Here is a 26,106-nt window from a genome sequence, read left to right as displayed (position 1 = left end):
TTAACCGATTAACGCAGGCGGCAGAATTTGCGATCGCGATCATTTTCAGGATACTGCCAAGAATACGCAAAATGACTCACTCCCGCTAGTTGGGGCGCAAATTTGCGTAATGCTTGCATTTGGGCTTCTAGTGATGGGCGAGTGGTGGTTGATTGTCCCCAAGCCCCGGCTAAGGCGGGAATAATTTTTGTTCCTGGTTTAGCAACACTGATCACCCGTTGCACTTGGTCGGCAATACAACTAACATCACTACAAACTGCATAGGCCATAGCGTGCCACTGCAAGTTACTAGGAAATCTATCCCAAGGTTGCAAGCGGGAATCATAACCTTGTCCCACCATTTGATTGCCATCTGGGAAAAACACCACTCCTGCTGGAATGCCTACTTGCTGTGCTGGATAACTGGCTAAAGCAACAAAATCTAAGATGCCTTGCATAGCGTGGGCAACCATCAATTGCCAGAGTTCAACTTGCAAAGTTGGTTGTCTGTCGGCGGCTGGTAAAAGTGACTTTTGCTGTGATGGCGGAGTCCTACCTTGCCACATCGGTTCACCTTCTTGGGGATAAAGTTTATCGACTTGATCAATATCTGCTACGGTGACGTATCCCTTAGTGAGAAAGCGTCGAATTAAATCCAACCCTTTAGAATTCAACGCCCGACGAAATAAAGCTTCTTGGGTGGCTGGGGTAAATAGCCATAAATCAGTGACTTTGGTCGCAATTGAATCAGTACCGGCTTGTCTGGGATAACGCACATAATCAAATAGCAAACCATCTGGGCGACGACGTAGTACTTGCTGCACCATCTGGAAGTAATCGCGCTTGGCCTGCATGTTGTAGGGGTCAATAAATACTTGCGAACTGTTATCTACAACATATAAGCTAGTTTGCCCCTTGCCATTCCGGGCGATCGCTCTTTCCCGATCGGCACGTTGGGCGTAGGTATAGCCAAAATTGGTAGTAAACATCCAAGAATAAACCTTTAATCCCCTTTCCCGCCCTTTTTGAATGGCGATGGAGAGTAAATCTATCTTTTCTGTTCCAGGTGTACGCACTACAGAAGGCCAAGCTGTGGGGTTATCGGCTGCTGGAAGTAATACCTGCCCATCATAAAAGGTTTCTATATAAATTTGGTTATAGCCACGGTTGACCATGCGATCCATAATTTGGTCAATTAACCCTGGTTGAATGTCACAGGGATATAGACGCAACCAAACAGCTTGGATTTTCGGCCAATTCCGACTGCGGCATTCTTGTAACTCCTTGGCGTGTTGGCGTACCAATTGCTGGTAGCGGCTTTGGGCATCGCGATCGCCTTTTAGTGCCAACAAGCGTAATTTTTCTTTTGTTTGCGCTGCTGTGGTCGATAACAGGCAATCTTGTTTGAGTTGCGCTTGTGCTGGTTGGCTGATCAAGTTAGGTATCAACAGGCTACTGCTAAAAATCACAGCGAACAAGCGTTGCCATAATAATTTTGTGGGGAAATGTTTTGCGGGACGGTGAGGCATACCTGCAAGGTAGATGTACAAATTCACAGGAATTGAGTATTAGTGTGTATCAATTGTTATAGTCGAAAAACAAGGGCTTGGAAGCCTAATTTGGAAGACTGCCAAAACCCCATGACTGTTGCTAGATTTTTTTAGGTTTTTATATTCAGCAATGCTGTAAAATTCACAGGTATTTCTCAAACATAAAATTTTAAACTCAGATATAACTTGGTAAAAATAAATAAATCAAGAGTCCAAAGTAATAACTCTGGACTCTTGACTTTGAAAAATATAACGAAATAGTTAAGCACCACGCTTTAATGCAGACTCTACTTGCTGGAACTCCTGTTCTAAACGGGTTTTCAGCTTTTGGGGAACTGGACGGTTTGGGTAAGAACTGTAGTGTCCCGCTAAAGAGTTGAGGGCGGTACGCATGGTTGTAAAAGAACTTAAACCTGAAATCGCACCAGCCCGTTGATAGCGGGCAGAAAAATCGTTGATTTTTTGACGCGCATCTGCCTGTAGTTCTACTCTATCTGGTGAACTTTCAGATACTTCTAGGGCTTTTCTCAAGGTACTGACTACAGTCAAGGTGTCTTGGCGATAGTCTCCCGATAAACTATCAGGACTAGAACAGCCAATTAAACCAATGGCTAAAACCAAAACTAAGGCAAGCAGACGCGACCAATAGCGTTTCATAAGCATTATCTGAAACTACACGTAAATCACCGTCCATCCTATCTTGGATTGGTATCTTGGGGATCATGAGGAAAGTCAAAAGTCAAAAGTTAAAAGTAATATAATTATCTACTCAGCACTTTTTGATAGAGAGTATCGCGTTGTTGATAAGGTCGTTTTAAAGATGCGATCGCATCTTGCAAACTTTCCACTTCCATACAAGTTCCACCCACAGCACCCGCCATTGTGGTGATGTGTTCTTCCATTAAAGTGCCACCAATATCATTGCAACCCCAAACTAAAGCTTCTTTCGCCCCAGCGAGTCCCAACTTTACCCAACTGGGTTGATGATTAGGAATCCAATTCCCTAAGTAAATCCGGGCTACAGCCCCTAATAACAGAGCATCAGTTAAGATTGGTTGATCGCGCCCCACTCGACGGCGTAAGGATTTAGGCGCTTCTTGACCGACAAAGGGTAAGACAATAAACTCGGTAATTTTTGCTGGATAACCTTGATTAATAGCAGTTTGTTGGAGCGATCGCAATTTTTCTAAATGTCCAATTTGCTGTTCTGGGGTTTCGATATGTCCCGATAGCATGGTGCTAGTGGTGGGTAAACCTAATTTATGGGCTGTGGAGACAATTTCTAACCAAGTAGCTGTGTCAATTTTCTCTGGACACAATACTTTTCTCACTTCATCATCTAACACCTCGGCGGCTGTACCTGGCATAGAACCAACACCAGCATCGCGCAAAGCCGCAATCACAGTTGCATAATCTAACCCATCAAGTCTGGCGATAAACTGCACCTCTTGGGGAGAAAAGGCGTGTAAATGAATTTGAGGAAATGCTTGTTTAATAGTTGCAACTAATTTCAGGTAATAAGCTAAAGATTTACCGTTAATCTGGGCTTGAGGGTTTAATCCACCCTGCATACATATTTCCGTCGCTCCCCGACGAACTGCATCTTGCGACTTTTCTAAAATTTGCCCCCAATCTAACCAATAAGCACCCGCATCACCATCATCTCGGCGGAAAGCACAAAAACTACAATGCTGTTCGCAAATGTTAGTAAAGTTAATATTGCGGTTGATGATATATGTTACAGTGTCGCCTACCTGATTGTAGCGGAGTTGATCGGCGGTGCTACGAATCGCGGCGATCGCCTCTGGGTCAGTTTGATTTAACAACACTACGCCCTCTTGAGGAGATAAATTGTACCCCATCAAGGCACGCTCAAGAATGTTTTCAATAGAAGTATTTATCACAATTAATAACTAAAACTTATAAAAATGCTTTTTAGCGTTTGAGCCTACAGCTTTTATTAAGCCCTATTTCGTTGCTGCTGGGGATTAAATTTTTTATCATTAAAAATCTCAGCTTAATTACTTAAGAAAATTTGCTAATCGTAAAAATACTTATCATGACTAATTTTATGGCTTTTAAGCAAAAATTAAGTGGATTTACGGAAACAATTCATGGCTTCTTCAGATAAACTCTATTAACTCCTGAGTTATTACTTACTTAGTTTTACATAGTAGTATTAATTCTGTAATTACCTAATCTTTGCACCTACTCGTTAGGTGCATTTGTTTTTTCCGTGATTTACTGAGATTAGACAAATAGGGTGGAGAGATGAAGGGAAAAAATCATGATGAGTATAACGGTAGAGATAACTAAAGAATGTGAAGAAATATAAAATAGGTTAGCATCCTCATTCCCTCCTGCCTCCAACCCAAATTGATTTAGTTCCATGAGAAACAGTCAAACTAATACCTTATTAACAGTGCCATCTGGCGATTTGCAGATTCCAGAATTTCCGCCTCACCATCTGACAACAGACAGTAAAAATATTTATTTCTCGCTAATCATCCCTACTTACAAAGAGCGTGACAACATCGCCAAGGTCATCAAAATTCTGAGTGAACTGATAGAGGAATCTATCTCAGAGGATTATGAGCTAATTGTGGTAGATGATGATAGCCCAGACAAAACTTGGGAAGTAGCACAATCAATGATGTCAGAATATCCCAACTTGCGGGTGATGCGTCGCCAACAAGAACGGGGATTATCTTCAGCCGTGATTCGTGGGTGGCAAATTGCTAGGGGGAATGTTTTAGGTGTGATTGATGGGGATTTGCAACATCCGCCAGAAGTATTGGCGCAGCTGTTACGTGGTATTGCACAGGGTGCAGATTTGGCTGTGGCGAGTCGTCACATAGAAGGTGGCGGTGTCAGCAGTTGGAGTGCTGTGAGACGTTTTTTGTCTCGTGGCGCTCAAGTGTTGGGTTTGATTTTCTTACCTGGGGTATTAGGGAGAGTTTCTGACCCGATGAGTGGTTATTTTATGGTGCGCCGGAGTTGTATTGCAGGTGTAACGCTTAATCCTGTAGGCTACAAAATTCTCCTAGAGGTGATTGGACGGGGAAATGTCGGCGAAATCACCGAGGTTGGTTATGTATTCTGTGAGCGCAAAGAAGGTGAAAGTAAAGTCACATGGAAGCAATATGTAGAATACTTACATCACTTATTGCGCTTACGGCTAACTACAAAACAGGTGGGACAAAAATCTTCTTTTCCAGTTGGTCGATTTCTACGTTTTGGCTTGGTAGGACTCAGTGGGGTATTTGTGGATATGGGAATACTTTATCTACTTAGTGACCCAACGACTTTAGCTTTACCCCTGACACGCAGCAAAATTATTGCTGGTGAAATTGCAATTTTCAATAATTTTTTGTGGAATGATGCTTGGACATTTGCCGATGTGAGTCAAAGACAGCAAGAATGGCATCATCGTGCAAAGCGATTTTTGAAATTTAATCTTGTTTGCTTGGCGGGATTGGGAATCAATGTTTTGGTGTTAAATTTAGTGTTTAATTTTGTGATTCCCAATCGTTACATTGCTAACTTAATTGCGATCGCAGTTGCGACTGTCTGGAATTTTTGGGTGAATTTAAAACTGAGTTGGCGCGTAACTGATGTGAAATAAGCGAACTTAAATTTACAAATCAAGTCAAAATAGCAAAGAGTTGACTTGTAAATGGCGCGGTTATGAAAGTTTTTTTTGGGAGTGCATCAAAATTTTACCAACATGCGATCCTGTTTTTCTCCACCTTTGCTAACCGCCGCGTGCCTTTAGCAGACGAAACTCCTACCCCAAATCAGATATCGGGTAATTGGCATTTTGTCACCAATAATCGCTGGTTTCATCCTTTGCTGTTATTGCTGTGGTTAATGATTGGTCTTGGTTTGCGTTTAACTAATTTAACAGCCAAACCACCTTGGACTGATGAATTTTCGACTTTAGTATTTAGTTTGGGGAATAGTTTTTTACCAGTACCCTTAGATCAAGCGATCGCACCTGATATTTTATTACAACCATTGCAACCCCAATCAAGTGCTACTGCACATGATGTTTGGGCGCACTTGAGCCACGAAACTAATCATCCGCCACTGTATTTTTTCTTGGCTCACTGGTGGATGCAGTTATTTCCGACACAACAAGGCCTAGTTTCATTATGGGGGGCGCGATCGCTCTCGGCAATTTTTGGCGCTGCGTCTATTCCCGCCATTTATGGTTTAGGCTGGCTGACTTTTCGTTCTCGCTTGATTGCACATATCGCTGCTGCCATTATGGCGGTATCACCATACTCTATCTTTTTGGCACAAGAAGCACGTCATTACACTTTGGCAATTTTGTGGGTGATTGCATCTTTTGCTTGCTTAATTATCGCTACACGCCACATTCAACATCGGACACAATTACCCATCACCACAGCACTTACTTGGGTAGTTATTAACGCTTTCGGGATTGCAAGCCATTACTTTTTTGTCCTTACCCTGGGTAGTGAAGCCTTAGTTTTGATTTTCCTGGCTTGGCGACAACGTACTTTATTCTCTCCTCCTTGGCGGCGAATTTATGCGGTTGCTGCTGGTACTACTATCTCAGGGATAGTTTGGGTACCAATATTTTTACAGAATAATTATGGCGATAAATTAACAGATTGGATACAACAACCGCGCCAGGGTTTGGAATGGTTAAATCCATTTTTCCAAGCCTTTGCAGCTTGGGTGACAATGCTTTTCTTACTCCCTATTGAATCACCAAAATTAGCCATTATTTTAATTTCTGGGTTGGTGATGTTGATTTTCTTTATTTGGTTTTTACCAATATTCATTCGCGGTATCAAAATTCAATTAAAGCAACCAGAAACTCAGGTTTTATGGGGAATCATTTTAAGCGCGATCGCTTTATTTTTTGTCTTTACTTATTTTCTGGGAATTGATTTAACCAGAGGCGCTCGTTATAACTTTGTTTATTTTCCCGCCGTCATTCTTTTACTTGGAGCCAGTTTAGCAGTTCGTTGGCAAACTCAAGAGAAAAATTATAAAATCACAGGCAAACAAGCTGTAGCTATAATTTGGCTGATGGGATTTTGTAGTGCTGTAACTGTGATTTGTAATTTGGGATATCAAAAATATTACCGCCCCGATTTGTTTTTACAAGTCATCAGACAAACATCCCAAGTTCCAGCCGTAATTGCGACTACTCAAATTACCCATGTACAAATGGGTGAAATGATGGGTATCGCTAGAGAGTGGAAAATCCAAAATATACCATCACCATCACTCCAGTTTATCCTGGCTCATCAAGACCAAGACCCAAATACTTCTACAAATACCCTCAATAATATTTTAAAGAACCTACCAAAACCCTTTGATTTGTGGTTAGTAAATTTCCGCGCCCCCATAGCAACAGAAACAGAAAAATGTCTTGCTGAAACTAAATCTCTCCCAGCAGTCAACGGCTACGAGTACAAAATTTACCATTGTCGATAATTAATCCAAATCCTATTCCAACTCAAGGAAAGCAGGCAGGATTCACTGTTACAATATGACTAGTTCGATAAATTAAATGAGACACACAGCTTATGATTACTCAAATGATGGTTCAACCCTCATTCTGGGTAGAATCAGGAATCAAACTCAGCCAAGTTAGGAACATATATTTATTTAAATTTACTGAAGAATTACAGTCTCGACTTGAAGAATTGTCAGAGAAGAAAAAAGCCGGATTGCTAACCTCAGATGAAAATGCTGAATTGGCAGGTATATTAGAACTTGATAGAATATTTACCTTGCTCAATGCCAAAATCATTTCTGAATCATGACAGTTAGTTATGCCAGCAAAAAATTAGTCAGAGAAAGAGCTAAATTTCTTTGTGAATATTGTCATTCTTCAGAAGAAGCAAGTGCCGCGCTATTTTCTATTGACCATATTGTTCCACAATCGCTTTCTGGTTCAGATGACCCCGATAATTTAGCATTAGCTTGTCAGCGTTGTAACGGGTATCGCTATAACTTCACAACCGGAATTGATCCCGATACAGGTCAGATGTTACCTCTGTTTAATCCACGCAAACAAACGTGGTGCGAACACTTTATTTGGTCAGCAGATGGTCTAAAAATTATTGGTATTACTTCTATAGGACGTGCTACTTGTAATCGTTTAGACTTTAATGATGAACGTCATAATGAAGAATCTATCATTAAAGCACGCCGTCTTTGGATCAAAGGAGGTTGGCATCCACCCGATGAAGATCCACGACAAGCATAATTGTTTAACTGTAAGTTTCTGGAATACCCACAGACGATAAACCTGCGATCGCCCGCAAATTTTGACAGCGAATTAACTCAGTAAAATTTAACCCAGAACCTCCTTCTATCTTGGCTACGGCTTCAATTGCAAATAGTAAATGTTGCGCCGCTTCAGCTTCTAAATAACCCCGACGTTGGGCTATTTTAATAGCTGCTATATCAGCATTTAACTCCGACTCTGATGATTTGTTACTACGCCAGATACGCAAAGCGGAGATCGCACTTAATCCCCCAGCCACCGCCACACCCACAGCATCTGACTGTGACGATTCGATTAATCCAGCTAACAATCCCAGCAGCACAACACCTTGATCAATATTCGGTTTAAACCATTTCACCCCAATCAACCAGCTAACTTTCTGCAACAGTAGTAAATCTCGCTGTGCTTTGGTTAAACGTCCCCATAAATCAAAATTAATGTATATTGGTCTATCTTGATTCCAAGGCAAGGGAAAATTAGCATCAATTACTTTCGCTTGCGCTGGCTTACTGACTATTTTGGTTGTCATTCTCCCATAAGCCGGCATAACATCTAATAACCGACGAATTTCAGCATTCTGTTCCATCTTTGTGATTTTCAGTGAGAAATACAGGCAAAACAATGCTCAGAATCACCTCTTAATGTTCTATTAGTCCGCGCAGGCGGACTTTGTTTGTATAGCCGCGAATTCCATTCGCCAAGGCTTAAGTTGACTTTACATAAATTAAGAGTTGTAAAAAAACAGACTAATTTTATGAAAATACCAGATAAACAGATATATATTAATTCGGGCTGATATGCTGCCTGCTGAGATTAAATTTTAAATTACATGGACGCTTTTGCTCCCATCCCGCCTGAATGGACATCTGAGGCAGTTCACGCTTACGAATTTTGCTGTCCTACTTGCCATTCTAGTAGTCGAGAAGCATTACAAGTTTGGATCAATCGGCGATCGCCTGTCTTTTCAGAAGAACATCGTCGCAAATGGCAAGAGTTCTATAAATGCCATTGTGGTTGTGCGTGGTGGGCTTGGAGTAGCGATCGCCCCCCCTCCGATTTGGTAAAGTCAGAAGATAATTCTCTTTAATTTGTGAAAATCGAGAGCCTTAGATCCCTAACTTCTTGAAGAAGTCGGGGATCTAAACCCTTACAAAAAGGTTCTCATAAATAAAAGCCCGTTGTTAGGCGGGCTTTTATTCATCTCATCCAAAACTAAATTCTAGAACGAGAAGGTGGTACGCAGTGTACCAACATAGATGGTATCGTTGTTGTCGTTATGTTCGGGGTTGAAGATAACCAATAAGCCAGGAGTCACTAAAATGTTATCGCTGACTTTGATTTTATAAAGACCTTCTAAGTGATAAGAAGTATCTCTGTCGGTATTTGGTGTAGCACCCAAGTTCAGATTGGTGACTTTGGGTGGTTGACCAAAAATGATCCCCAAGGTGTTTCCTTCTCTACCCAGGTCTTTGACAGCTAGATTAGCCGCCCAGTACCAAATCTCTGCGCTACCGGAGGTTGTACCAGAGTCAGCTTGTGCATCGGTATAACCTACCCAACCGCCAATACCAATTTTATCAGTGGGGCGGAAGTTAGCCATGAAACTGTAGTTGTTAGCTGTGGTACCAATGTTACCGAAAGGTCTGCTAGAAAGAGAACTACCTTGGCTACCAAACAGGTTGACATCAATATCAGCACCATCATTTTGATAAGTGTGAGAGTAGGCAAAACCAACGTTTAAAGCTTTGCTTGGTTTAAAGTCTATTTGACCAAAGTAGGCATTAGATCCGTTGAATAGACCATTACCTTGGGATGGGTCACTAGCGTTAGGTGCAAGATACGCACCTGTAAGACTAATAGGGCCTTTGGGGTTGACAGTGACTGTCAAACCTGCTCCACCAGGAGATGATGCCCGATAAATTGGGCTGAAACGTCCGTAACGAGAGAGCGCACCTGTACCACTACTTCTGAAGTCTGGGTTGAACACGTTGATGTTATTCCACAGTTCTGCACCAAACGCGTCAATTTTGACTCGCACTGCGTCACTCACCAAGTTGAATTCATAGTTGAGTTTATCAACTTCAACTTCATTGCTGTTATCGCCATCATGACCTAAGCGAGTCATGTTGGTGCCTGTAACACCTGTGCTAAGTGTAGCAATGTTTCGAGCTTGCAAACGAGTCTGCAATCTATCTGAACCTGTAAAGCTAGTGTATAAGTTCAAACGAACCCGATCAGAAAAAGTGACAATGCTATCTAAGTCACGATTGTTGGTGGTATTGGTGTCAGTATCAGCGCGATCATCACCAAAGGGTGCAGTTACACTGAAAATAGCTTCACCAACTAACTTGGTGGTAGTGGAGAATTGATTTGCTTCTAATTCAGATGTCCGCGCTTCTAGTGCATCTACGCGACCGCGCAGAGTTGCGAGTTCCGCCGAAAATTCTTCTTGTAAACGCTGTAATGTCGCTAAATCTTCTTTGGTAACTAAATCAGCTGTGGCTGTAGCAATTAGTTCGTTAACTCTGTCTAAACAAGCATTCAAACCAGCAGCAAACTCATAACGAGTTAAAGCCCGGTTCCCGCGATATGTACCGTTGGGATAACCTGCAATACAACCATAACGTTCTACCAAAGACTGTAAGGCTTGGAATGCCCAATCTGTTGGCTGTACATCCGAAAACTGGGAAACGGATGTTACTTGCCCCATACTGTCAGGTTGTGCAGCCAACTGAGTCACAGTTGTAACTTGTTCGTTAACTTCACCAGCTAAGGCGCTGTTAGCAGCTAATACGGTCGCAGCTAAAACTGCTGGACTGACTTTGAGTACATTCCAGAAAGAATTTATCATGATTTTGCTTTCACTCACACCATACCGTCAAAGTTTATGAGTACATTTCTTATTATTTTATCAGAAAATATACTCACAAAGCTTGTTTCTATTATATCACGTAAGTAACATTTTAGAAACTAAAAGTTGTCCGAAGTGTACCGACGTAAAGAGTATCGTTTCTATCGTTATTTTCCGGGTTGAAAATTACTATTAAACCAGGGGTGACTTGAATGTTATTGCTGACCTTGATTTTATAAAGCCCTTCCAGATGATAGGAACTATCTCCATCTCTACGACTCGCATCAGGATTTTCTGTCACTGTTGGTTGTTGACCGAATACTATACCTAGCACGTTACCTTCTTTACCAAAGTCTCTTAGTGCTATGGTTCCAGCCCAATAGACAACATCCGCATCTCTACCTCTGTTTGGGCCAGTTTCGGCTACAGCACTGGAATAGCCAGCCCAAGCACCAAGCGTCAATTTATCACTAGGTTTAAAAGTAGCTTGTATACCGTAGTGATTACCTGTGGTAGCAACACCAGTACCAAAGGGACTCACTGCATAGAGACTACCTGTACCTCCAGTGAAGTTAACATTGTTATTGGAAATGCCCGTAGGTGAAGTTCTCGCACCGTCGTAAGTGTGGGCGTAGGCTAAAGCAATGTTTAAAGCTTTGCTTGGCTTAAATTCTAATTGTCCAAAAGCAGCGTAATCACCGTTGAATAAGCCAAAACCTGCATTGGGGCTACTTGATCTAGGTGCTAAATAAGCCCCAGTTAAGCTAATAGCGCCTTGAGGGTTAAGGGTAACTGTTAAACCAGAACCGCCAGAACCATTACGATAAATAGGACTGAAACGTCCGTAACGCGAGATAGCACCTGCACCACTGCTTCTAAACTCAGGGTTTAAAACGTTGACATTCTCCCACAATTCCGCCGCACTCACATCAACCTTGACGCGAGCAAAATTGGTTAGGTTGAAAGCGTAGTTAATTTTATCGATTTGAACGTCGTTGTTCAGAATTGGTTCTGCATAAGCTAATCGGGTCTGGTTTGTACCAGTGAATGGCACGGTACCGTTGACGATATTGTTAGCTTGTAAGCGAACCTGTAATTGATCTGTGCCTGTAAAACTACTAAGTAAGGATAAACGGACGCGATCGCCAAATGTCGTATTAGAATCTAAATCTCGTGTTGGTGTGTTGGGGTTAGATACCGCTACATTTTCCCCAAAAGTTTGAGATACGTCGAAAATAGCTTCACCAACTAACTTGGTGGTAGTGGAGAATTGATTTGCTTCTAATTCAGATGTCCGCGCTTCTAGTGCATCTACGCGACCGCGCAGAGTTGCCAATTCCGCCGAAAATTCTTCTTGTAAACGCTGTAATGTCGCTAAATCTTCTTTGGTAACTAAATCAGCTGTGGCTGTAGCAATTAGTTCGTTAACTCTGTCTAAACAAGCATTCAAACCAGCAGCAAACTCATAACGAGTTAAAGCCCGGTTCCCGCGATATGTACCGTTGGGATAACCTGCAATACAACCGTAACGTTCTACTAAGGACTGTAAAGCTTGGAATGCCCAATCTGTTGGCTGTACATCCGAAAATTGAGAAACGGATGTTACTTGCCCCATACTGTCAGGCTGTGCCGACAACTGAGTAACAGTTGTGATTTGTTCGTTAGCTTCTCCAGCTAAAGCACTATTAGCACCTAATAAGGCCGTAGCTAAAATAGCTGGACTGACTTTCAGTACATTCCAGAAAAGTTTGATCATTATCATTAACTCTCACTCACACCCACTAGTGCAATATATGGCTGTATTCTGGCTACAATTGCTGCTTATTCTGGGGGTACATATTCACAATCACAGGCATCAATATACCAGATGCTTTGCTATTAACACAAGTCAATAAACATTGTTTTTACCTATAGTTTGGGTTGTAAATTTATTTGGTAAACGCAAAATAATCCGCCGCTTGTATCTTAACAAGACACCTTCTTCTTCAAACTGTTGTAATAGTCTTGTAATTGTCACCCTAGTTGTGTTTAGAACTTCTGCTATTTCCTGATGGGTGATGTTGATATCAATAACTTTATCTTGTTCGACATTCCGGCCAAACTTATCACTCAGCCATAATAAAAATTTCCATAACCGCAGGGAGATTGGTTTGAGATGAACTATGCTTAAAAGTTCTTCTGACTGTTGAATGTGGTTAAATAAGCCTTCAATCTCTTGATGCCACAAATAAGATGGTACAATGCTGACCTCTACACTGGTAAGACACTCAATTTGGTAGGGTTTAACTTTCGATAAAGGAGAGCCAATTAAATCTCCTGGCCCCCAATAACCTAAAGTGATGAATGTTCCATCTTCAGCCCAAGTTAGGGTACGAACTGCACCCCTTTCTATGCGCCATATTACCTCATTCCGTAGGGGAATAATTTCTTTTCGGGCAAAGATTTTTACTGATAGTTGTTCGCTTACAGATGCCGTGGAGAATGTTGGTGTCAGACTGGTGGATGTCATTATAAATTTTATGGTATGTAGTGAAAGTTTTGACAAGTTTACAAGGTGATCGCTGCAAATCTGTTAATTTTTAAGCAGCTATTTGCTTGATAATTTCTAAGAGGATGTGTGAAAACTTTTTGATGTTGTATTTGAGACTTTTAGATCCCTCTAAATCCCACCTTTTAAGGGGGATTTTTTTATTCATTCCTCCCCCTTAAAAAAGGGGGCTAAGGGGGATCAGGCAAAATATTTAATACTTCTCAGACATCCTCTAAATGTTCGGTTAATAAATAATAGATTTGTGATTATGTAGCTAATTGAATCTTTTGATATTGTTTGTTAGCAGAGATTGAAGGTTTTGTGATAGCAATAACTGCTGGTTTAGGAGGTGCGTTAGGAGTTTTATCAGGCCAATTAGAACCAATAGGAACTTGGCGAGTTTGGAAAAATTCTTTGCCTGTAGTAGTAGTCACTACAAATTGTCTGGTTTCTCTAGCTTGGTTTTTACGAGTCCCATTTGTTTCTCCTGGGTGTTGTATAGATAAGAACATAGTTGTCTGATCTGTTGTGAAACAAGGGCCTGTCGTTTCACATTCCATCGGCCCCATTGCAAACAAAAAAGCTTTACCCACATCTGCGCCACTTGTAGGGATAAACCACATAGAGTTATTGCCAAACAAACCAGACAAGCTGATAGATTTTCCTGGTTCAGCGTTACGGTTATTAACCGCATGATTGAGTTTGGTGGTGGAAATGTCCGTTACCATCCAGACGTTACCTTGAGGATCTAGTAATAAATTATCTGGATTTGCAAAACCCATACCGCCTGCGGCTGGTTCTCCACCTGTGGCTAACATTTGCCAACGAAAAGTCATAGCGGTGGGGTCGTTGTTATCTTCGGTTAAACGCATCACCCAGCCATATTCATAACCTGCTTCACCTTTGGGACTTTTAAACACTCGGATATCCGAACCACCTTGTTTGTCAGGCGCACCAGAAGTAAAACTGATGTATAAATCTCCATTAGGTGCAATTTCCGTATCTTCTGGACGCGCTGTGCAGGTAGCGCCAGCTGCATTGGCGGCGTAGTGTGCATCAATTAAAATTGCGCCTTGCTGTTCTTTGGCGTTACCAGTGTAAAGGTCTGCGAGTTTTTGATAATTTTGTTTGTATTGGGCGATCGCTTCATCTTGGGTAACTGGTAAATAACCTGCCTTCAAGTCAGATTTTTCTGCTTTAGCGCCTAGTGGCAACAAAATAATATTGCCAGCAATACTACTGGGAACATCTGGATTAATAGGAGTCTCTGCTTTGAGGGCTATCCAGCTACCTGTACCATCAGCGTTGAATTTGGCGGCGTACAGCATTCCCTGTTGTAATAACTGAGAATTAGTCTTGTCTTGGGGATTAGTTACTTGATCACGACTGACAAACTTATATATGTGTCCGCCGCGGCGATCGCACCCTGAATAAAAAGCTAATGGTTTCCCGGCTTCTACTCGCACACCCACAGCTTCATGGCGATAACGTCCTAACCAAGTATGTTTCGTACCGTAATCTTGGGGGTTAGCTGGGTCAATTTCCACAATCCAACCATATTTATTCCCCGCTAAACCAAATACATTACCTTGACCGAATAATTCCTCATCACCCAACGCAAACGGTAGTGTGCTAGGGTCAAAAGCGGTACCATCGGCATACACTGGTTCCGGTACTTGGGCTTGAAAGTTTTCTTCTGCACTCAGTACTGTACCCCAAGGGGTTGTTCCCCCAGCACAGTTAGCAAAAGTGCCAATAATGCGATCGCCAAATTTATCAATATATCCCTGACCTGTTTGTTTGCGAAATACTGCAACTGCGGGGCCAGTAGCTTTTAAATACCGATTATCTGTTAAGCCCGAAATCCCACTAATCCGTCTATCTGCTGGGGAATTAGTTCTTTCCCACTGACCATTAGCTGTTTTACGCAGCGAAATTACCCCTAAACCTTGGTCTAATAAAGCTGCTTGACAAATTTCGGCAATTTTAGTTTTTACTGGGTCATTATCTGGTAAGGCATAAGCATTAATGGCATTTTTCGCGGAATTTGTACTTGCTAAAGCTACTTTCACATCAGCAAATGGTAATGATTTACCAATCACTTGCTGATAGGTTTCCATCCAAGGAATAGCACTGATATATTCAAAGTTAACCGCTAAATAACCAGCATTTTCTCCCGTCGGTATAAACGATAAATAGTCGTTGTTGTACCCAAACCGCGAATCGCCAACTTGATCACCCCAAGCGGCAATTACTTGATATTCAAACCCTTCTGGCAGTACTAAGTCATCAACTACTTCATAACTACTATATTGGACTTGCTGTTGTTCTGGGTTAAAGCCTGCGGTTTCTAAGGGTATTGGCCCCTTAATAGGTTGAAACGAAAATACAGATTCTCTTACTGATGGTGTGCTTTTTTGCGTCGTAGTATTTTGACCGCAACCTGTGAGATTACTCAGCGCTAATGCACTAGCGCTACCTCCCATTAATAGCAAGAAATCTCGACGCTGGATAGTCATTTATATCGGTAAAGCGATATCTATTGTTATCTCGGATACTTTAATCATGCAAGGTTAAGCTTAGGTAAACTTTTAGTGAAATCCAACTTAGTTAAGCAAGTTTTAATTTTTTAGGCAATACAAAATAATAGGAAGTTCAGATCCCTAACTTCTTGAAGAAGTCGGGGATCTCTTGATTCATCAGCTAAAAAAAGCGAGAATTGGAAATCACACATTCCAATTCTCGCTTTTTTTAATGTTGTATTTGGTAACACAATATTTGCTAAATAATCAATTCCGTAATTGGGAAAAATTTATCATTAATTGTGCTTAAGTGCGTTGACCAGTGACAATATATGCTACTCTTTGACCAATATTAGTGGCATGATCTGCCATACGTTCCAGACAACGAATTGCCAATGCCAGCAGGATAATTGGCTCTACAACTCCAGGAATATCTCGTTGTTGAGCTAAAGTTTGATAAAGGCGAGCGTAAGCATTATCAACAGCATCATCTAAATGCTTAATTCCCCTACCACCAGCTTCATCTAAATCTGCCAAAGCTACCAAGCTAGTTGCTAACATTGCCTGGGCGTGGTGTGACATGATTTCAATTTCTGGCAAAGATGTATGAGGCTCATAAGGAAAGAGTTTTATCGCAATTTTAGCTAAATCTTTCGCATAATCACCTATACGTTCTAAATCTCGGACTAATTGCATGAAAGCACTTAAACAGCGCAAATCTTGGGCTGTTGGTGCTTGGGTCATAATTGCTGTACAGTCTGATTCTATTTGTCTATAAAAACGGTCAATTTTTTTATCTAATTTGGGGAGTTCTTCAGCAGCTGTTAGGTTACGAGCAAATAACGCTTGGTGGCTTAGGCGAAATGATTGTTCTACCAAAGCTCCCATACGTAAAACATCTCGTTCTAAGCGCCTGATAGCGCGTGCTAACTGAGAACTGTCAGGGTTGGGATTATAAACGACAGCTTCCACACTTGTATTCTCAAAAGTGAAGATACTATTAACTATAGTCTTGGCTTTGAGAGTTCGCCACAACTTCGGGAAGTATCACCTGCATCCAAGCGCCACCTGTTTGTGGATGGTTCATGGCTGTAATGGAACCGCCATGAGCTAAAAGAATTTGCCGCACAATCGCCAATCCTAAACCATTACCGACAATCGATCCAATAGAATTATCGGCTAAGGATGAATGAGTTCGGGCTTTATCCCCGCGATAAAAGCGCTCGAAAATATGCGGTAAATCTGCTTCCAAAAAACCTGTACCTGAATCAATTAAATTTAGTTCTAAAGTGGGATGTATAGAATTATCTTCTGAAAATCTAATTTTTGCTTGTATTTGAATGTTTGTGCTAGGAGAACTGTATTTAATACTATTGTCTAGCAAGTTGAGAAAAACTTGATAAATCCGGGCTTGATCAGCTTTAATCCAAACATCTTCTGGCCCGGAATAGTTCAGAGAGAGATGTTGTCTTTGTGCTAAAGGTTCTAAAGTTTCCCACACCGATGCAATTAGCGATCGCACTTCGACTTTTTCCAGATGCAATTGCATTTTGGGGTTAGCTTCAATTTGTGTCAGTTCTAACCAGCCTTGAACTAAGCTAATTAGTCTGTCAACTTCTTGCATCAGGCGATCAACCCAGCGATTTAACGGCGGTTCTAGGCGATGTTGTAAGGTTTCTGCAACAAGCCGAATAGAAGTTAAAGGCGTTCTCAGTTCGTGAGCTAAATCAGAAAATGAGCGATCGCGTTCTTGATTTACGTCTAGCAGTGGTTGACGATTTTCTAGAAATACGCCTACCTGACCGTTGGGTAAGGGCAAGCCAGAGGCGCGTAAAGTCATAGACTTGATGGTGGGTAATTCTGCTGGATTGTCGGATGAGGGATGAAATAACCACTCTTTAGTTTGGGGTTTTTGGCGATCGCGTATTTGCTCAACCAATCGGTCTAATTCATACGATCTCACCAACTCTAACAACAAACGCACCTGTCCTGGTTGCCATCTTTGCAGATATAAAATTTCTCTTGCTTGTTGGTTACACCACAGCAGTTGATTTTCTTCATCTACTTGCAAATATCCCATTGGTGCAAAATCCAACAGGTCTTGATATGTTTGCAGAGATTTTTGCAACTCTTGGCGCTGCTGCTGTAATGTCTTGATTTCCTGACGCAAACGCGGTAATAGCGGTAAGGCTAAATCAGTAGACTTAGAGTAGGGTTGCAAAACTTTCTCTAGGTAACGGTTTAGTTGAACCTGTTGCCAAATCCAAAAACCGATACCTACCGCCAAACCTAGAATAAATCCCAATAAGAACATTATGAGTCCCAGTTGCTAGTTGCGTCGTGATTAATAAACTAACAACTATCTTCATCGATTATCCGAAACGATAGCCAAATCCTCTCACAGTCACAATATACTCAGGATGGCTAGGATCTAACTCTAACTTCTCTCTTAACCAGCGAATGTGAACATCCACAGTTTTACTATCCCCAACGAAATCTGGCCCCCAGACCTGATCTAGCAACTGCTCCCGCGACCAAACTCGCCGAGCATAACTCATAAACAATTCCAACAACCGAAATTCTTTTGGGGAAAGATTTACTTCTTGACCTCGTACTAACACCCGACATTCTTGGGGGTTTAAGGTAACATCTTTGTGTTTCAGAACTGGTAGCTGCGGTAAAGTGCTTAAACGTTGACGACGCAGCAGTGCGCGACACCGAGCCACTAGCTCCCGCATACTAAAAGGTTTGGTGAGATAGTCATCTGCGCCAACTTCTAAACCCAACACGCGATCGGTTTCACTACCCTTAGCACTCAGCATTAAAATCGGTACTGGATTGCCTTGATGGCGTAGCAAGCGACAAATATCTAAACCATTGATTTGCGGTAACATCAAGTCAAGAATTACCAAATCAAAGGGAAACTCGCCTGAGTTGGCTTCAAAGTTTTTGAGATACTCAATCGCCACTCGCCCATCTGGGGCGGTTACAACCCCATAACCTTCCTCTTCCAAGGCTACAGATAGCATCTCTTGGATTAACTCTTCATCTTCTACCACTAGAATCTGGCTTGTGTGTCCGATATCTGCTCTGGCAGAATACTTGGTCGATTCACTGGTGTACATTGATATCACAAAAGTCTGCCCTGTGCTTGTATCAATATGAGAATTGAGTCAATTATCTAACTTCTCGGTGCATTTACAGTCGCACTGTTGCAAATTAATTTGCAAAAAGTAACATATGTAACAGTCATGTCTACAAAATATTATAAAGCAGATTTATTGCATATTGGCAAGAAAAATCCTGGTGAAACTTAGGGCTACAGCGTTTTGCCGCTATCTTTGTATCGTTCTAGGTTGAATATTTGGTGATTTTACACCGCCACATCTCCGAAAAACAAGCTTTTTACCATACCTCACACATATTCTCATTCCAGCATCCATTCTCTATTGACAAAGGCTAATGAGTTTGAGTATAGTTATTAGTACAAAAATACTATAAATATTTCAAGTAAAAACCATACCCAGTTTTAGTATTCCTTCATTCCAGTATTTGTACTGAACAAAAACTACTGTTTTAAAGGTTACTCTGATGTCTGCATAGGGTAGCTATTGGTATGGTTTGCTACCCAATCAATTCATTGCTAATTAAGGGAGTTTGAGTATGACTTCAGTTGCAGTTAAAGACAGCAAACAGCAACTAATGCAAGCATTTCAACAAATTTTAACTGAACGAAAAAAATTAGAATCAAAAATTGCTACCAAACAAGAAGAAGCAGAAAAAGTCAAAAACCAAGAAATTTTAACTGCGGCTTCTAGCTATACAGTTGATAGCATTGTTAAAGGTTTAGCCGATTTACAATTAGAATTTGGGAGTATTGTCAATTCTCTATCAGAAAAGTTAGCTAAAGAAAACTCCAAGTTAGATGAACTAAATCGAGGTATAGAAATTGCCACTCAACAGTTGCAAGAACTACAAAGAATTAGAATTGTTGCAGATACACTAGATATTCTCACTCAAGAACACCAAGAAAAATTAAAAACTCTAGAACAAGATACTACCAGCAAACAAGAGGCAATTGAAAAAGAAATTGCTCTCAAGCGTAAAGAATGGCAAAATGAACAATCGGAGTATGAAGAAGCCGTCGCAGCATACAATGATGTGACCAATAAAGAACGCCAACAAGAACAAGAAGAATATCAATATAAACTAGAAACTACTCGCAAGCTGAATACAGATGCTTATGAAGCGAATAAACGCAACTTAGAAAGAGATATTCAAGAAAAAACCCAAGAAAAAGAGAAAGATTGGGCTGAACGGGAGAAAATTCTCTCTAATAATCAAGCGGTATTTAAAGAATATCAACAAAAGGTCGCAGCTTTTCCTGCCGAATTGGAAGAAGCAGTTAAAAAGGCGAGAGAAGAAGCAATTAAAGACACCAGTCAAAAAGCTAAAATCGAAGCTGATTTATTTGAGAAAGAATGGGAATCTAGCAAGCAAAGCTATGAACAAAAAATTCAAAGCTTGGAAGAAACAATTACAAAGCAAGTAGAGCAAATAGAAAGTATTTCTACACAATTACAAACAACCTTGAAACAGGCACAAGATTTGGCAATGAGAGCTTTTGGCAATTCTGCCAATAAATAAGTATTTTATCTGAAAAATCGAGAATGTTTGGAGGTTTATAATGGCTGGTAAAAAACTCACAGATAAGAATACAAAAGCAGAAATTTTGCAAGCCCATGAAGAGTTATCTAAAGAAATATTAGGATTGAAAACTCAATTAAATCAAGCTGTAAAAGCTAATCAAACTGTAAATATAGATAAGCCTAACATAGAGGCAAATATAGCTATGAATCAGCCAACTACTATCCAACAGAAGATGAATTACACAATTGAAAGTTTAGCTAAAATTCAATTAGGCTTCGGTAGTGCGGCGAATGAGCTATCAGAACAGTTAACTACGCAAGCTTCTAAATTAGGAGAAATTAGGCAATCTGTAGAAATGGAAATTACAGCCTTAAAACAACTACATAATTTAGACGTTGCTGAAAATACATTAGATACTTTGATTACAGCCTATGAAGATAATTCTAAGGCATATCAGGAAGAGTATAATCAACGTTATGAAGTGTTATCGCAAGAAATCCTTGAGCAACGTATTACTTGGCAAAAAGAACAAGAAGAATATAAGCAGTCAATTAAAGAACGCAATGATAACTTAAATAAAACCCGACAACGAGATATATCAGAGTATAAATATGATTTAGAACTACAGCGCAAGTTGAATTCTGATGAATATGAACAAGTGCAAAAAACTTTATACAAGCAGTTAGAAGAATTTCAACAAGCTACAGAAAAACAATGGAATGAACGTGAAAAACAAGTTATAGAACGAGAAACGCAATTTGCAGAAGCCAAATCTAAGGTAGAAGCATTCCCGAAAGATAAAGAAGCAGCTTTGAAAAAAGCTACAGAAGAAGGTAAGGGTATTGCTCATTATCAGGCGAAGGTAAAATCAGATTTATATGCGAAAGAAGTAGAAGGACAAAAGCGTTTTTATGAGCAGAGATTACAATCTCTAGAACAAACTATTAATAATCAAGAAACACGCATCCAAAATCTTTCTAATCAGTTAGACTCAGCTTTGAAACAAGTTCAAGATTTGGCTGTTAAGGCTATTGAAGGAACTGCAAATGTAAATTCTTACCAAGCCATTAAGGAGATAGCTTTAGAACAGGCAAAAAGCCAGGTAAAAAATAAATAGTTAGGATACAACTAAAACAGTTTAGAGGCGTAATTACTCATTACGCCTCTACTTTTTAGACATAATTGATGATGAGTTTTTAGTGATAATTAGGGATCGGTTTTATTGGGCTTACCGTTGTTCAGGGGTTTTTTACGGGGAGGAATAGCTTCATTCGATTTTTTATTGGGTTGTGGGTTAGTGTTCGATTTTTGATTAGACATAAGACTACGGAAATTAATGATAAGTTTACCTACAACAAGGATATTGCTGAATCCAGAAATTAGTTAAAAATTTTACATATAAAAATAAAAAAGAGACGTGATTATAATTACGTCTCTAAGTCGAGAAGAAACCCAATATTTTAAAAATTAAAAGTTTTAATACCTGTAATTACTATAGTTATTTAGGTTAGTTTTATCCTAAATTATTCTGGTTTATCAAGTTTGTTCGATTTCTGTTGATTTATTCTGTCAATTTTTCCAATAGACCGAATAGCGCCAGGTTCTGTTTTCCTTGGTTTACCATTATTAAGTGGTTTTTGACGAGTCATAAGAATACTCTTACTGTTGGTAGAATCTTTACTACTTGAACTACAACAGTGTAAATAGCTGTTCCGGAAATTACCTACGGCTAAACAGACATAACCTGAGTTTGTCTAGCCGCAATTTTGCATCAAGCTATTTTTAGGCGAAGGAGGAAAAGTCCAGATTTGGGGGTATGTCCTGAATGCGTCCTGGCCCGATCGCTCGTAATGCTTCTTTTAGTAAAATATCACCAGTATACAAAGCTCGTCCCACAATTGCACCTGTGACACCTTGCGGTTCTAAGGCTAACAAACTCAACAAATCAGTCACAGAACTCACACCACCAGAAGCAATTACCGGAATAGAAATAGCATTGGTAAGTTCGCGTAATGCTTCGATGTTGGGGCCACTGAGAGTTCCATCGCGGTGAATATCGGTGTAGATAATAGCTGCTGCACCTAATTCTTGCATTCGCACAGCTAGTTGGGTAGCTAAAACTTCCGAGGTTTCTAACCAGCCACGAGTTGCTACTTTACCATTACGCGCATCAATGCCGATAATAATCTGTTGGGGAAATTCTTGGCAGAGTTCCTGCACTAACTGGGGTTGTTCAACAGCGACAGTTCCCAGAATTGCCCATTGTACACCCAAGTTAAACAATTGTTCCACACTAACGCGATCGCGCAATCCGCCACCAACTTCAATCGGTACTGATATTGCTTGAGCAATTGAAGCTATCGCTTTCAAGTTTACTACTTTACCTGCTTTGGCTCCATCTAAATCAACTAAGTGCAAGCGAGTTGCACCTTGATCTACCCATTGTTTCGCAACATCAACCGGATTTTCACTAAAAACCTGCGATTTTTCATAGTCTCCTTGATAAAGTCGCACACAACGACCTTCAAGTAAATCGATTGCTGGAATTACGTCCATTGAAGTTTCCTTTTAAAAAATAGGGAGTAGGGAAAAAAGTATGAAGTATGAGGTGTGAAGTTTCGGGTTCTGAGGTTGAAGTTCCAAGTTCAAAGGTCGAAACCATAATATCTACTCCTGCCTTCTGCCTTCTGCCTCCTGCCTTCTGTCTTTTAATTCCTTCACAGCTTGGCGAAAACCAATTACAAGTAAGATGTTAGCTAGGGTTAAAAATACTTCAGCACCACCGTGTAGCCAATCTACATTTGCTAAAGTTTCTCCATAATGTACCTTGGCGTATATACCTACCGGGATGGTCACGCCCACAAATACAAGTGTGCCGTAAAATCCATATAGTGCTAAACGTGGCATTTCCTGACTACGGCTAATAAACCACAAGAAACCCAAATAGGGAAATAGAGAAAGGGCAAATAGGGTTTCCTTCGAGATCATGGTTCTGATTTAATAGATGGAACGGCAATAGTATCAGTGGGATTTTTGACAGACTTGGTGGAACGCCAAATCCACACCGCAGCTGCCCACAGGGTAAAATTACCAACTAAGGTCATGGTAGCTTGTAGCGTTACCAGCCATTCTAAAGATTCTGCATTGTCAAAATAATGCCAGGTACAAGCACACATAGCACTAACCAAAGCTGGTAACATAGCTAGGGACAATCCCCACCAACGACGATTACCAGTGAGTTCGCCGTAAATCCAGATTAACCAAATCGCGGCAATCCACTCAATAACGCTAGAAATATGAATAATCCAAGTGGGAATTGATAGGGCGTGCATAGGAAAGTCAAAAGTCAAAAGTCAAAGGTCAAAAGTCAAGAGTAAATCGTCCTCTGATTCTTCCTTCAGTTCATCTTCCCACAAGGAAATTCATCTTTTGTCGACAAGATGGCTGACTTTCTATCAACTACTGAGAAAAAGTTGATAATCTAAAATCCACAATCTAAAGATGGGAACTATGCGGGCGTTATTATCTGGTTATTACGGCAAAGGTAATGGTGGTGATGAAGCTTTACTGGCGACGCTTCTACAAATGTTGCCATCTCATGTAACGCCTGTGGTGCTTTCTGGTAATCCAGAAGAAACGCGCGATCGCTACAATGTAGAAACTCACAACCGGATGGCTATGCTACCTATACTGCAAGCTTTACGTTCTTGTGATGCTTTTATTTGGGGTGGTGGGAGTTTAATTCAAGATGTCACCAGTACTATTAGCCCTCTGTATTATGGGGGATTGATGACATTAGCGCAAACAATGAATTTGAAAACCATTGCTTGGGCCCAAGGTATTGGCCCGTTAGTGCGTCCCCAAACCCGTTGGTTAGCAAAACGCAACTTTGCTGGCTGCACCAAAATTAGTGTACGCGATCGCGCCAGTGCGGCTTTATTATCAGATTGGCAAATTCCCCATATCATCGCACCTGATCCCGTTTGGGCGTTACAAGGTAAACCAGTAACAGGATTAGCAGATTTACCTGCACCGAGAGTTGCGGTAACATTGCGATCGCATCCTCAATTGACAGCAAAACATCTAGCTAAACTCACGAAGGCATTAGTTGATTTTCAAACAGCTACCCAAGCATTTATTTTACTGCTGCCATTTCAAAGAAGTGAAGATTTAGCCATTGCCCAAGCAATTCAACCTCATCTTGCAGATGTTAGTCAAATATTATGTCTGGAAGATCCACAACTTTTAAAAGGTGTATATCGTGGTGTTGAAATGGCAATTGGAATGCGATTGCACAGTTTAATTATGGCTGCTGCTGAAGGTTGTCGCTGTTTTGCCTTGAGTTATGATCCCAAAGTCAATCGTTTAATGGAAGATTTAGCGATACCTGGATGGGATTTAGATAATTTACCAGATGATGCAAATATAATTTGTAAAACTTGGCTGGAACATTATGCAAATGGTGAGCCACTTTTATCAGCACAAATTCAATCTTTAGTCGATCGTGCCTTAATACACCGCGATTTGTTGACTGAAGTTTTAAGTTAAAGTTTTAGATAGTAATGAATAGAGAAAATTTTATTTATGATAGTGAGTGTGACAACTTACAGAAAGCTCTTGATATTTATACAAATGGATGTTGGATTTTATGTGCAGTATGCGGTTCGGAATTAATCATAATTGGTTATGAAGATAAAAAGTTAATCACAAAACATCAATTACAGCCTGGCATTTATTGTCCAGTTAGCCCAAAACATATATATTCAAGATTTATTTTTACAGAGCATTTTGAAGATTTTCAACGAAAACTTGACTATAACGAATAATCTCATTAATTACTTATAGTTTATTTGAGATGAACACAATGATACTCAAAATAAAAATTATTACAAATCAGACCTGATTACTCTAAGCGATCGCTGCTAAATCTACAATAGAATAATGCTATCAAATTCTCCTAATTTATTACGACTATCGCAAGGACAACTCAATTTATTAGAACGTTGTCCCCGTCAGTTCCAGCATACTTATTTAGAACAACTCAATTCTCCTTCAGATCCTGAACATGAAGAGAGACAAACTTTAGGTAGCCGTTTTCACTTGTTAATGCAGCAGCAAGAAATGGGTTTACCAATTGATAGTTTATTGCAAGCAGATCCGCAACTGCAAAGTTGGATGTCTGCTTTTACCAATGCTGCCCCAGAAATTGTCACACCTCTAAGAGATAATCAAACCTTTCGTGACAGTGAACATTACCGTACCCTACAACTTCAAGATTATTTACTAACTGTTATTTATGATTTATTAATTGCAGATAATCAACAAGCACAAATTTTAGATTGGAAAACTTATCCAAAACCCCCAGATCAACACAAACTAGAACAAAACTGGCAAACACGTCTTTATCTGTACGTATTAGCTGAGACTAGCGAATATTTGCCAGAAAATATTTCTATGACTTACTGGTTTGTTCAGTCTCAAGGCAGACCACAGAATATCAAATTTACCTATAATAATAAGCAACATCAGCAAACAGAAAAAGACCTCAATCAACTGTTAAATTATCTCTCTAATTTCCTAAAACTTTATCAAAAAGGTCAGCTATTCCCACAAGTAATTGAAAGTAGTAAAACTTGCAATTACTGTCAGTTTGCTATTCGTTGTCAACGTAACCGATCAACTGAAACAACAAAGACATACCCATTACCAAATATTGAAAGTATTCAAGAAGTCTCTCTTTAACGGTTCAA

Annotated in this window: 23 protein-coding genes; 9 read left to right on the top strand and 14 right to left on the bottom strand. The window is 40.4% G+C overall.

What is annotated here, in order from left to right:
• Positions 1-8: 8 nt before the first annotated feature.
• From NOS7107_RS18195 to cofH, 3 genes are all read right to left on the bottom strand, one after another.
• Positions 9-1,508, bottom strand: a complete 1,500-nt coding sequence (locus NOS7107_RS18195; protein WP_015114416.1) for a family 10 glycosylhydrolase — start codon at positions 1,506-1,508, stop codon at positions 9-11.
• A gap of 282 nt (positions 1,509-1,790) precedes the next feature.
• On the bottom strand, positions 1,791-2,186 hold the full coding sequence (psb27, locus tag NOS7107_RS18190) for a photosystem II protein Psb27 (protein ID WP_015114415.1): 396 nt from the start codon (positions 2,184-2,186) through the stop codon (positions 1,791-1,793).
• 104 nt (positions 2,187-2,290) lie between these two features.
• Positions 2,291-3,433 carry a 7,8-didemethyl-8-hydroxy-5-deazariboflavin synthase subunit CofH gene (gene cofH / locus NOS7107_RS18185; protein ID WP_015114414.1) on the bottom strand — a complete coding sequence of 381 codons (1,143 nt, stop codon included), beginning with the start codon at positions 3,431-3,433 and terminating at the stop codon, positions 2,291-2,293.
• Between the two features lie 485 nt (positions 3,434-3,918).
• Between cofH and NOS7107_RS18180 the strand changes: the two genes are divergently transcribed.
• The 4 genes from NOS7107_RS18180 (at position 3,919) to NOS7107_RS18165 (ending at position 7,782) form a co-directional block, all read left to right on the top strand.
• Positions 3,919-5,154 carry a glycosyltransferase gene (locus NOS7107_RS18180; RefSeq protein ID WP_015114413.1) on the top strand — a complete coding sequence of 412 codons (1,236 nt, stop codon included), beginning with the start codon at positions 3,919-3,921 and terminating at the stop codon, positions 5,152-5,154.
• A gap of 245 nt (positions 5,155-5,399) precedes the next feature.
• Positions 5,400-7,004, top strand: coding sequence for a glycosyl transferase (locus NOS7107_RS18175; RefSeq protein WP_044500933.1), 1,605 nt, complete (start codon positions 5,400-5,402; stop codon positions 7,002-7,004).
• 92 nt (positions 7,005-7,096) lie between these two features.
• Positions 7,097-7,336, top strand: a complete 240-nt coding sequence (locus tag NOS7107_RS18170) for a hypothetical protein (protein WP_015114411.1) — start codon at positions 7,097-7,099, stop codon at positions 7,334-7,336.
• Entirely contained in the window at positions 7,333-7,782 is a 450-nt protein-coding gene (locus tag NOS7107_RS18165) for an HNH endonuclease (protein WP_015114410.1), read from the top strand. Before NOS7107_RS18170 ends, NOS7107_RS18165 begins: the two co-directional genes overlap by 4 nt.
• A 4-nt stretch (positions 7,783-7,786) precedes the next feature.
• On the opposite strand, the gene NOS7107_RS18160 is transcribed toward NOS7107_RS18165, so the two are convergent.
• On the bottom strand, positions 7,787-8,389 hold the full coding sequence (locus tag NOS7107_RS18160) for a DUF3318 domain-containing protein (protein WP_015114409.1): 603 nt from the start codon (positions 8,387-8,389) through the stop codon (positions 7,787-7,789).
• A 243-nt stretch (positions 8,390-8,632) separates the two neighbouring features.
• On the opposite strand from NOS7107_RS18160, the gene NOS7107_RS18155 reads away from it, so the two are divergent.
• Entirely contained in the window at positions 8,633-8,890 is a 258-nt protein-coding gene (locus NOS7107_RS18155) for a hypothetical protein (RefSeq protein WP_015114408.1), read from the top strand.
• A 132-nt stretch (positions 8,891-9,022) separates the two neighbouring features.
• Here the strand turns inward: NOS7107_RS18155 and NOS7107_RS18150 are convergent, their stop codons facing one another.
• From NOS7107_RS18150 to NOS7107_RS18120, 7 genes are all read right to left on the bottom strand, one after another.
• On the bottom strand, positions 9,023-10,654 hold the full coding sequence (locus NOS7107_RS18150) for an iron uptake porin (RefSeq protein WP_015114407.1): 1,632 nt from the start codon (positions 10,652-10,654) through the stop codon (positions 9,023-9,025).
• A gap of 112 nt (positions 10,655-10,766) precedes the next feature.
• Entirely contained in the window at positions 10,767-12,410 is a 1,644-nt protein-coding gene (locus NOS7107_RS18145; RefSeq protein WP_044500930.1) for an iron uptake porin, read from the bottom strand.
• A gap of 132 nt (positions 12,411-12,542) precedes the next feature.
• The gene (locus NOS7107_RS18140) at positions 12,543-13,163 is read right to left on the bottom strand and encodes a Crp/Fnr family transcriptional regulator (protein ID WP_015114405.1); all 621 of its coding nucleotides are present in this window, start codon (positions 13,161-13,163) and stop codon (positions 12,543-12,545) included.
• Between the two features lie 287 nt (positions 13,164-13,450).
• Positions 13,451-15,703, bottom strand: coding sequence for a PhoX family phosphatase (locus NOS7107_RS18135; RefSeq protein ID WP_015114404.1), 2,253 nt, complete (start codon positions 15,701-15,703; stop codon positions 13,451-13,453).
• 309 nt (positions 15,704-16,012) lie between these two features.
• A complete protein-coding gene (gene phoU / locus NOS7107_RS18130) occupies positions 16,013-16,678 on the bottom strand; it encodes a phosphate signaling complex protein PhoU (RefSeq protein WP_015114403.1) in 666 nt (221 codons plus the stop codon).
• 28 nt (positions 16,679-16,706) lie between these two features.
• Positions 16,707-18,020 carry an ATP-binding protein gene (locus NOS7107_RS18125; protein WP_015114402.1) on the bottom strand — a complete coding sequence of 438 codons (1,314 nt, stop codon included), beginning with the start codon at positions 18,018-18,020 and terminating at the stop codon, positions 16,707-16,709.
• A 58-nt stretch (positions 18,021-18,078) separates the two neighbouring features.
• The gene (locus NOS7107_RS18120; protein ID WP_015114401.1) at positions 18,079-18,831 is read right to left on the bottom strand and encodes a winged helix-turn-helix domain-containing protein; all 753 of its coding nucleotides are present in this window, start codon (positions 18,829-18,831) and stop codon (positions 18,079-18,081) included.
• Positions 18,832-19,369: 538 nt separating this feature from the next.
• Between NOS7107_RS18120 and NOS7107_RS18115 the strand changes: the two genes are divergently transcribed.
• Positions 19,370-20,353 (top strand): hypothetical protein, encoded by a 984-nt coding sequence (locus tag NOS7107_RS18115; protein ID WP_015114400.1) that lies wholly within the window; start codon positions 19,370-19,372, stop codon positions 20,351-20,353.
• Between the two features lie 40 nt (positions 20,354-20,393).
• Positions 20,394-21,473 carry a hypothetical protein gene (locus NOS7107_RS18110; protein ID WP_015114399.1) on the top strand — a complete coding sequence of 360 codons (1,080 nt, stop codon included), beginning with the start codon at positions 20,394-20,396 and terminating at the stop codon, positions 21,471-21,473.
• Between the two features lie 665 nt (positions 21,474-22,138).
• On the opposite strand, the gene hisA is transcribed toward NOS7107_RS18110, so the two are convergent.
• The 3 genes from hisA to NOS7107_RS18095 form a co-directional block, all read right to left on the bottom strand.
• On the bottom strand, positions 22,139-22,912 hold the full coding sequence (gene hisA / locus NOS7107_RS18105; RefSeq protein ID WP_015114397.1) for a 1-(5-phosphoribosyl)-5-[(5-phosphoribosylamino)methylideneamino]imidazole-4-carboxamide isomerase: 774 nt from the start codon (positions 22,910-22,912) through the stop codon (positions 22,139-22,141).
• A gap of 111 nt (positions 22,913-23,023) precedes the next feature.
• Positions 23,024-23,344, bottom strand: coding sequence for a DUF3593 domain-containing protein (locus NOS7107_RS18100; protein ID WP_015114396.1), 321 nt, complete (start codon positions 23,342-23,344; stop codon positions 23,024-23,026).
• On the bottom strand, positions 23,341-23,688 hold the full coding sequence (locus NOS7107_RS18095; protein ID WP_015114395.1) for a DUF2499 domain-containing protein: 348 nt from the start codon (positions 23,686-23,688) through the stop codon (positions 23,341-23,343). The genes NOS7107_RS18100 and NOS7107_RS18095 overlap by 4 nt, the downstream gene beginning before the upstream one ends.
• Before the next feature lie 178 nt (positions 23,689-23,866).
• On the opposite strand from NOS7107_RS18095, the gene csaB reads away from it, so the two are divergent.
• Together csaB and NOS7107_RS18080 are read left to right on the top strand one after the other, a co-directional pair.
• Positions 23,867-24,904, top strand: coding sequence for a polysaccharide pyruvyl transferase CsaB (gene csaB / locus NOS7107_RS18090; RefSeq protein WP_044500929.1), 1,038 nt, complete (start codon positions 23,867-23,869; stop codon positions 24,902-24,904).
• A 393-nt stretch (positions 24,905-25,297) separates the two neighbouring features.
• Positions 25,298-26,098 (top strand): PD-(D/E)XK nuclease family protein, encoded by an 801-nt coding sequence (locus NOS7107_RS18080; RefSeq protein ID WP_015114392.1) that lies wholly within the window; start codon positions 25,298-25,300, stop codon positions 26,096-26,098.
• The last annotated feature ends 8 nt before the right edge of the window (positions 26,099-26,106 follow it).

The sequence above is a fragment of the Nostoc sp. PCC 7107 genome, assembly GCF_000316625.1.
GTDB lineage: Bacteria > Cyanobacteriota > Cyanobacteriia > Cyanobacteriales > Nostocaceae > Nostoc_B.
This window is presented reverse-complemented; position numbering and strand designations above follow the sequence as displayed.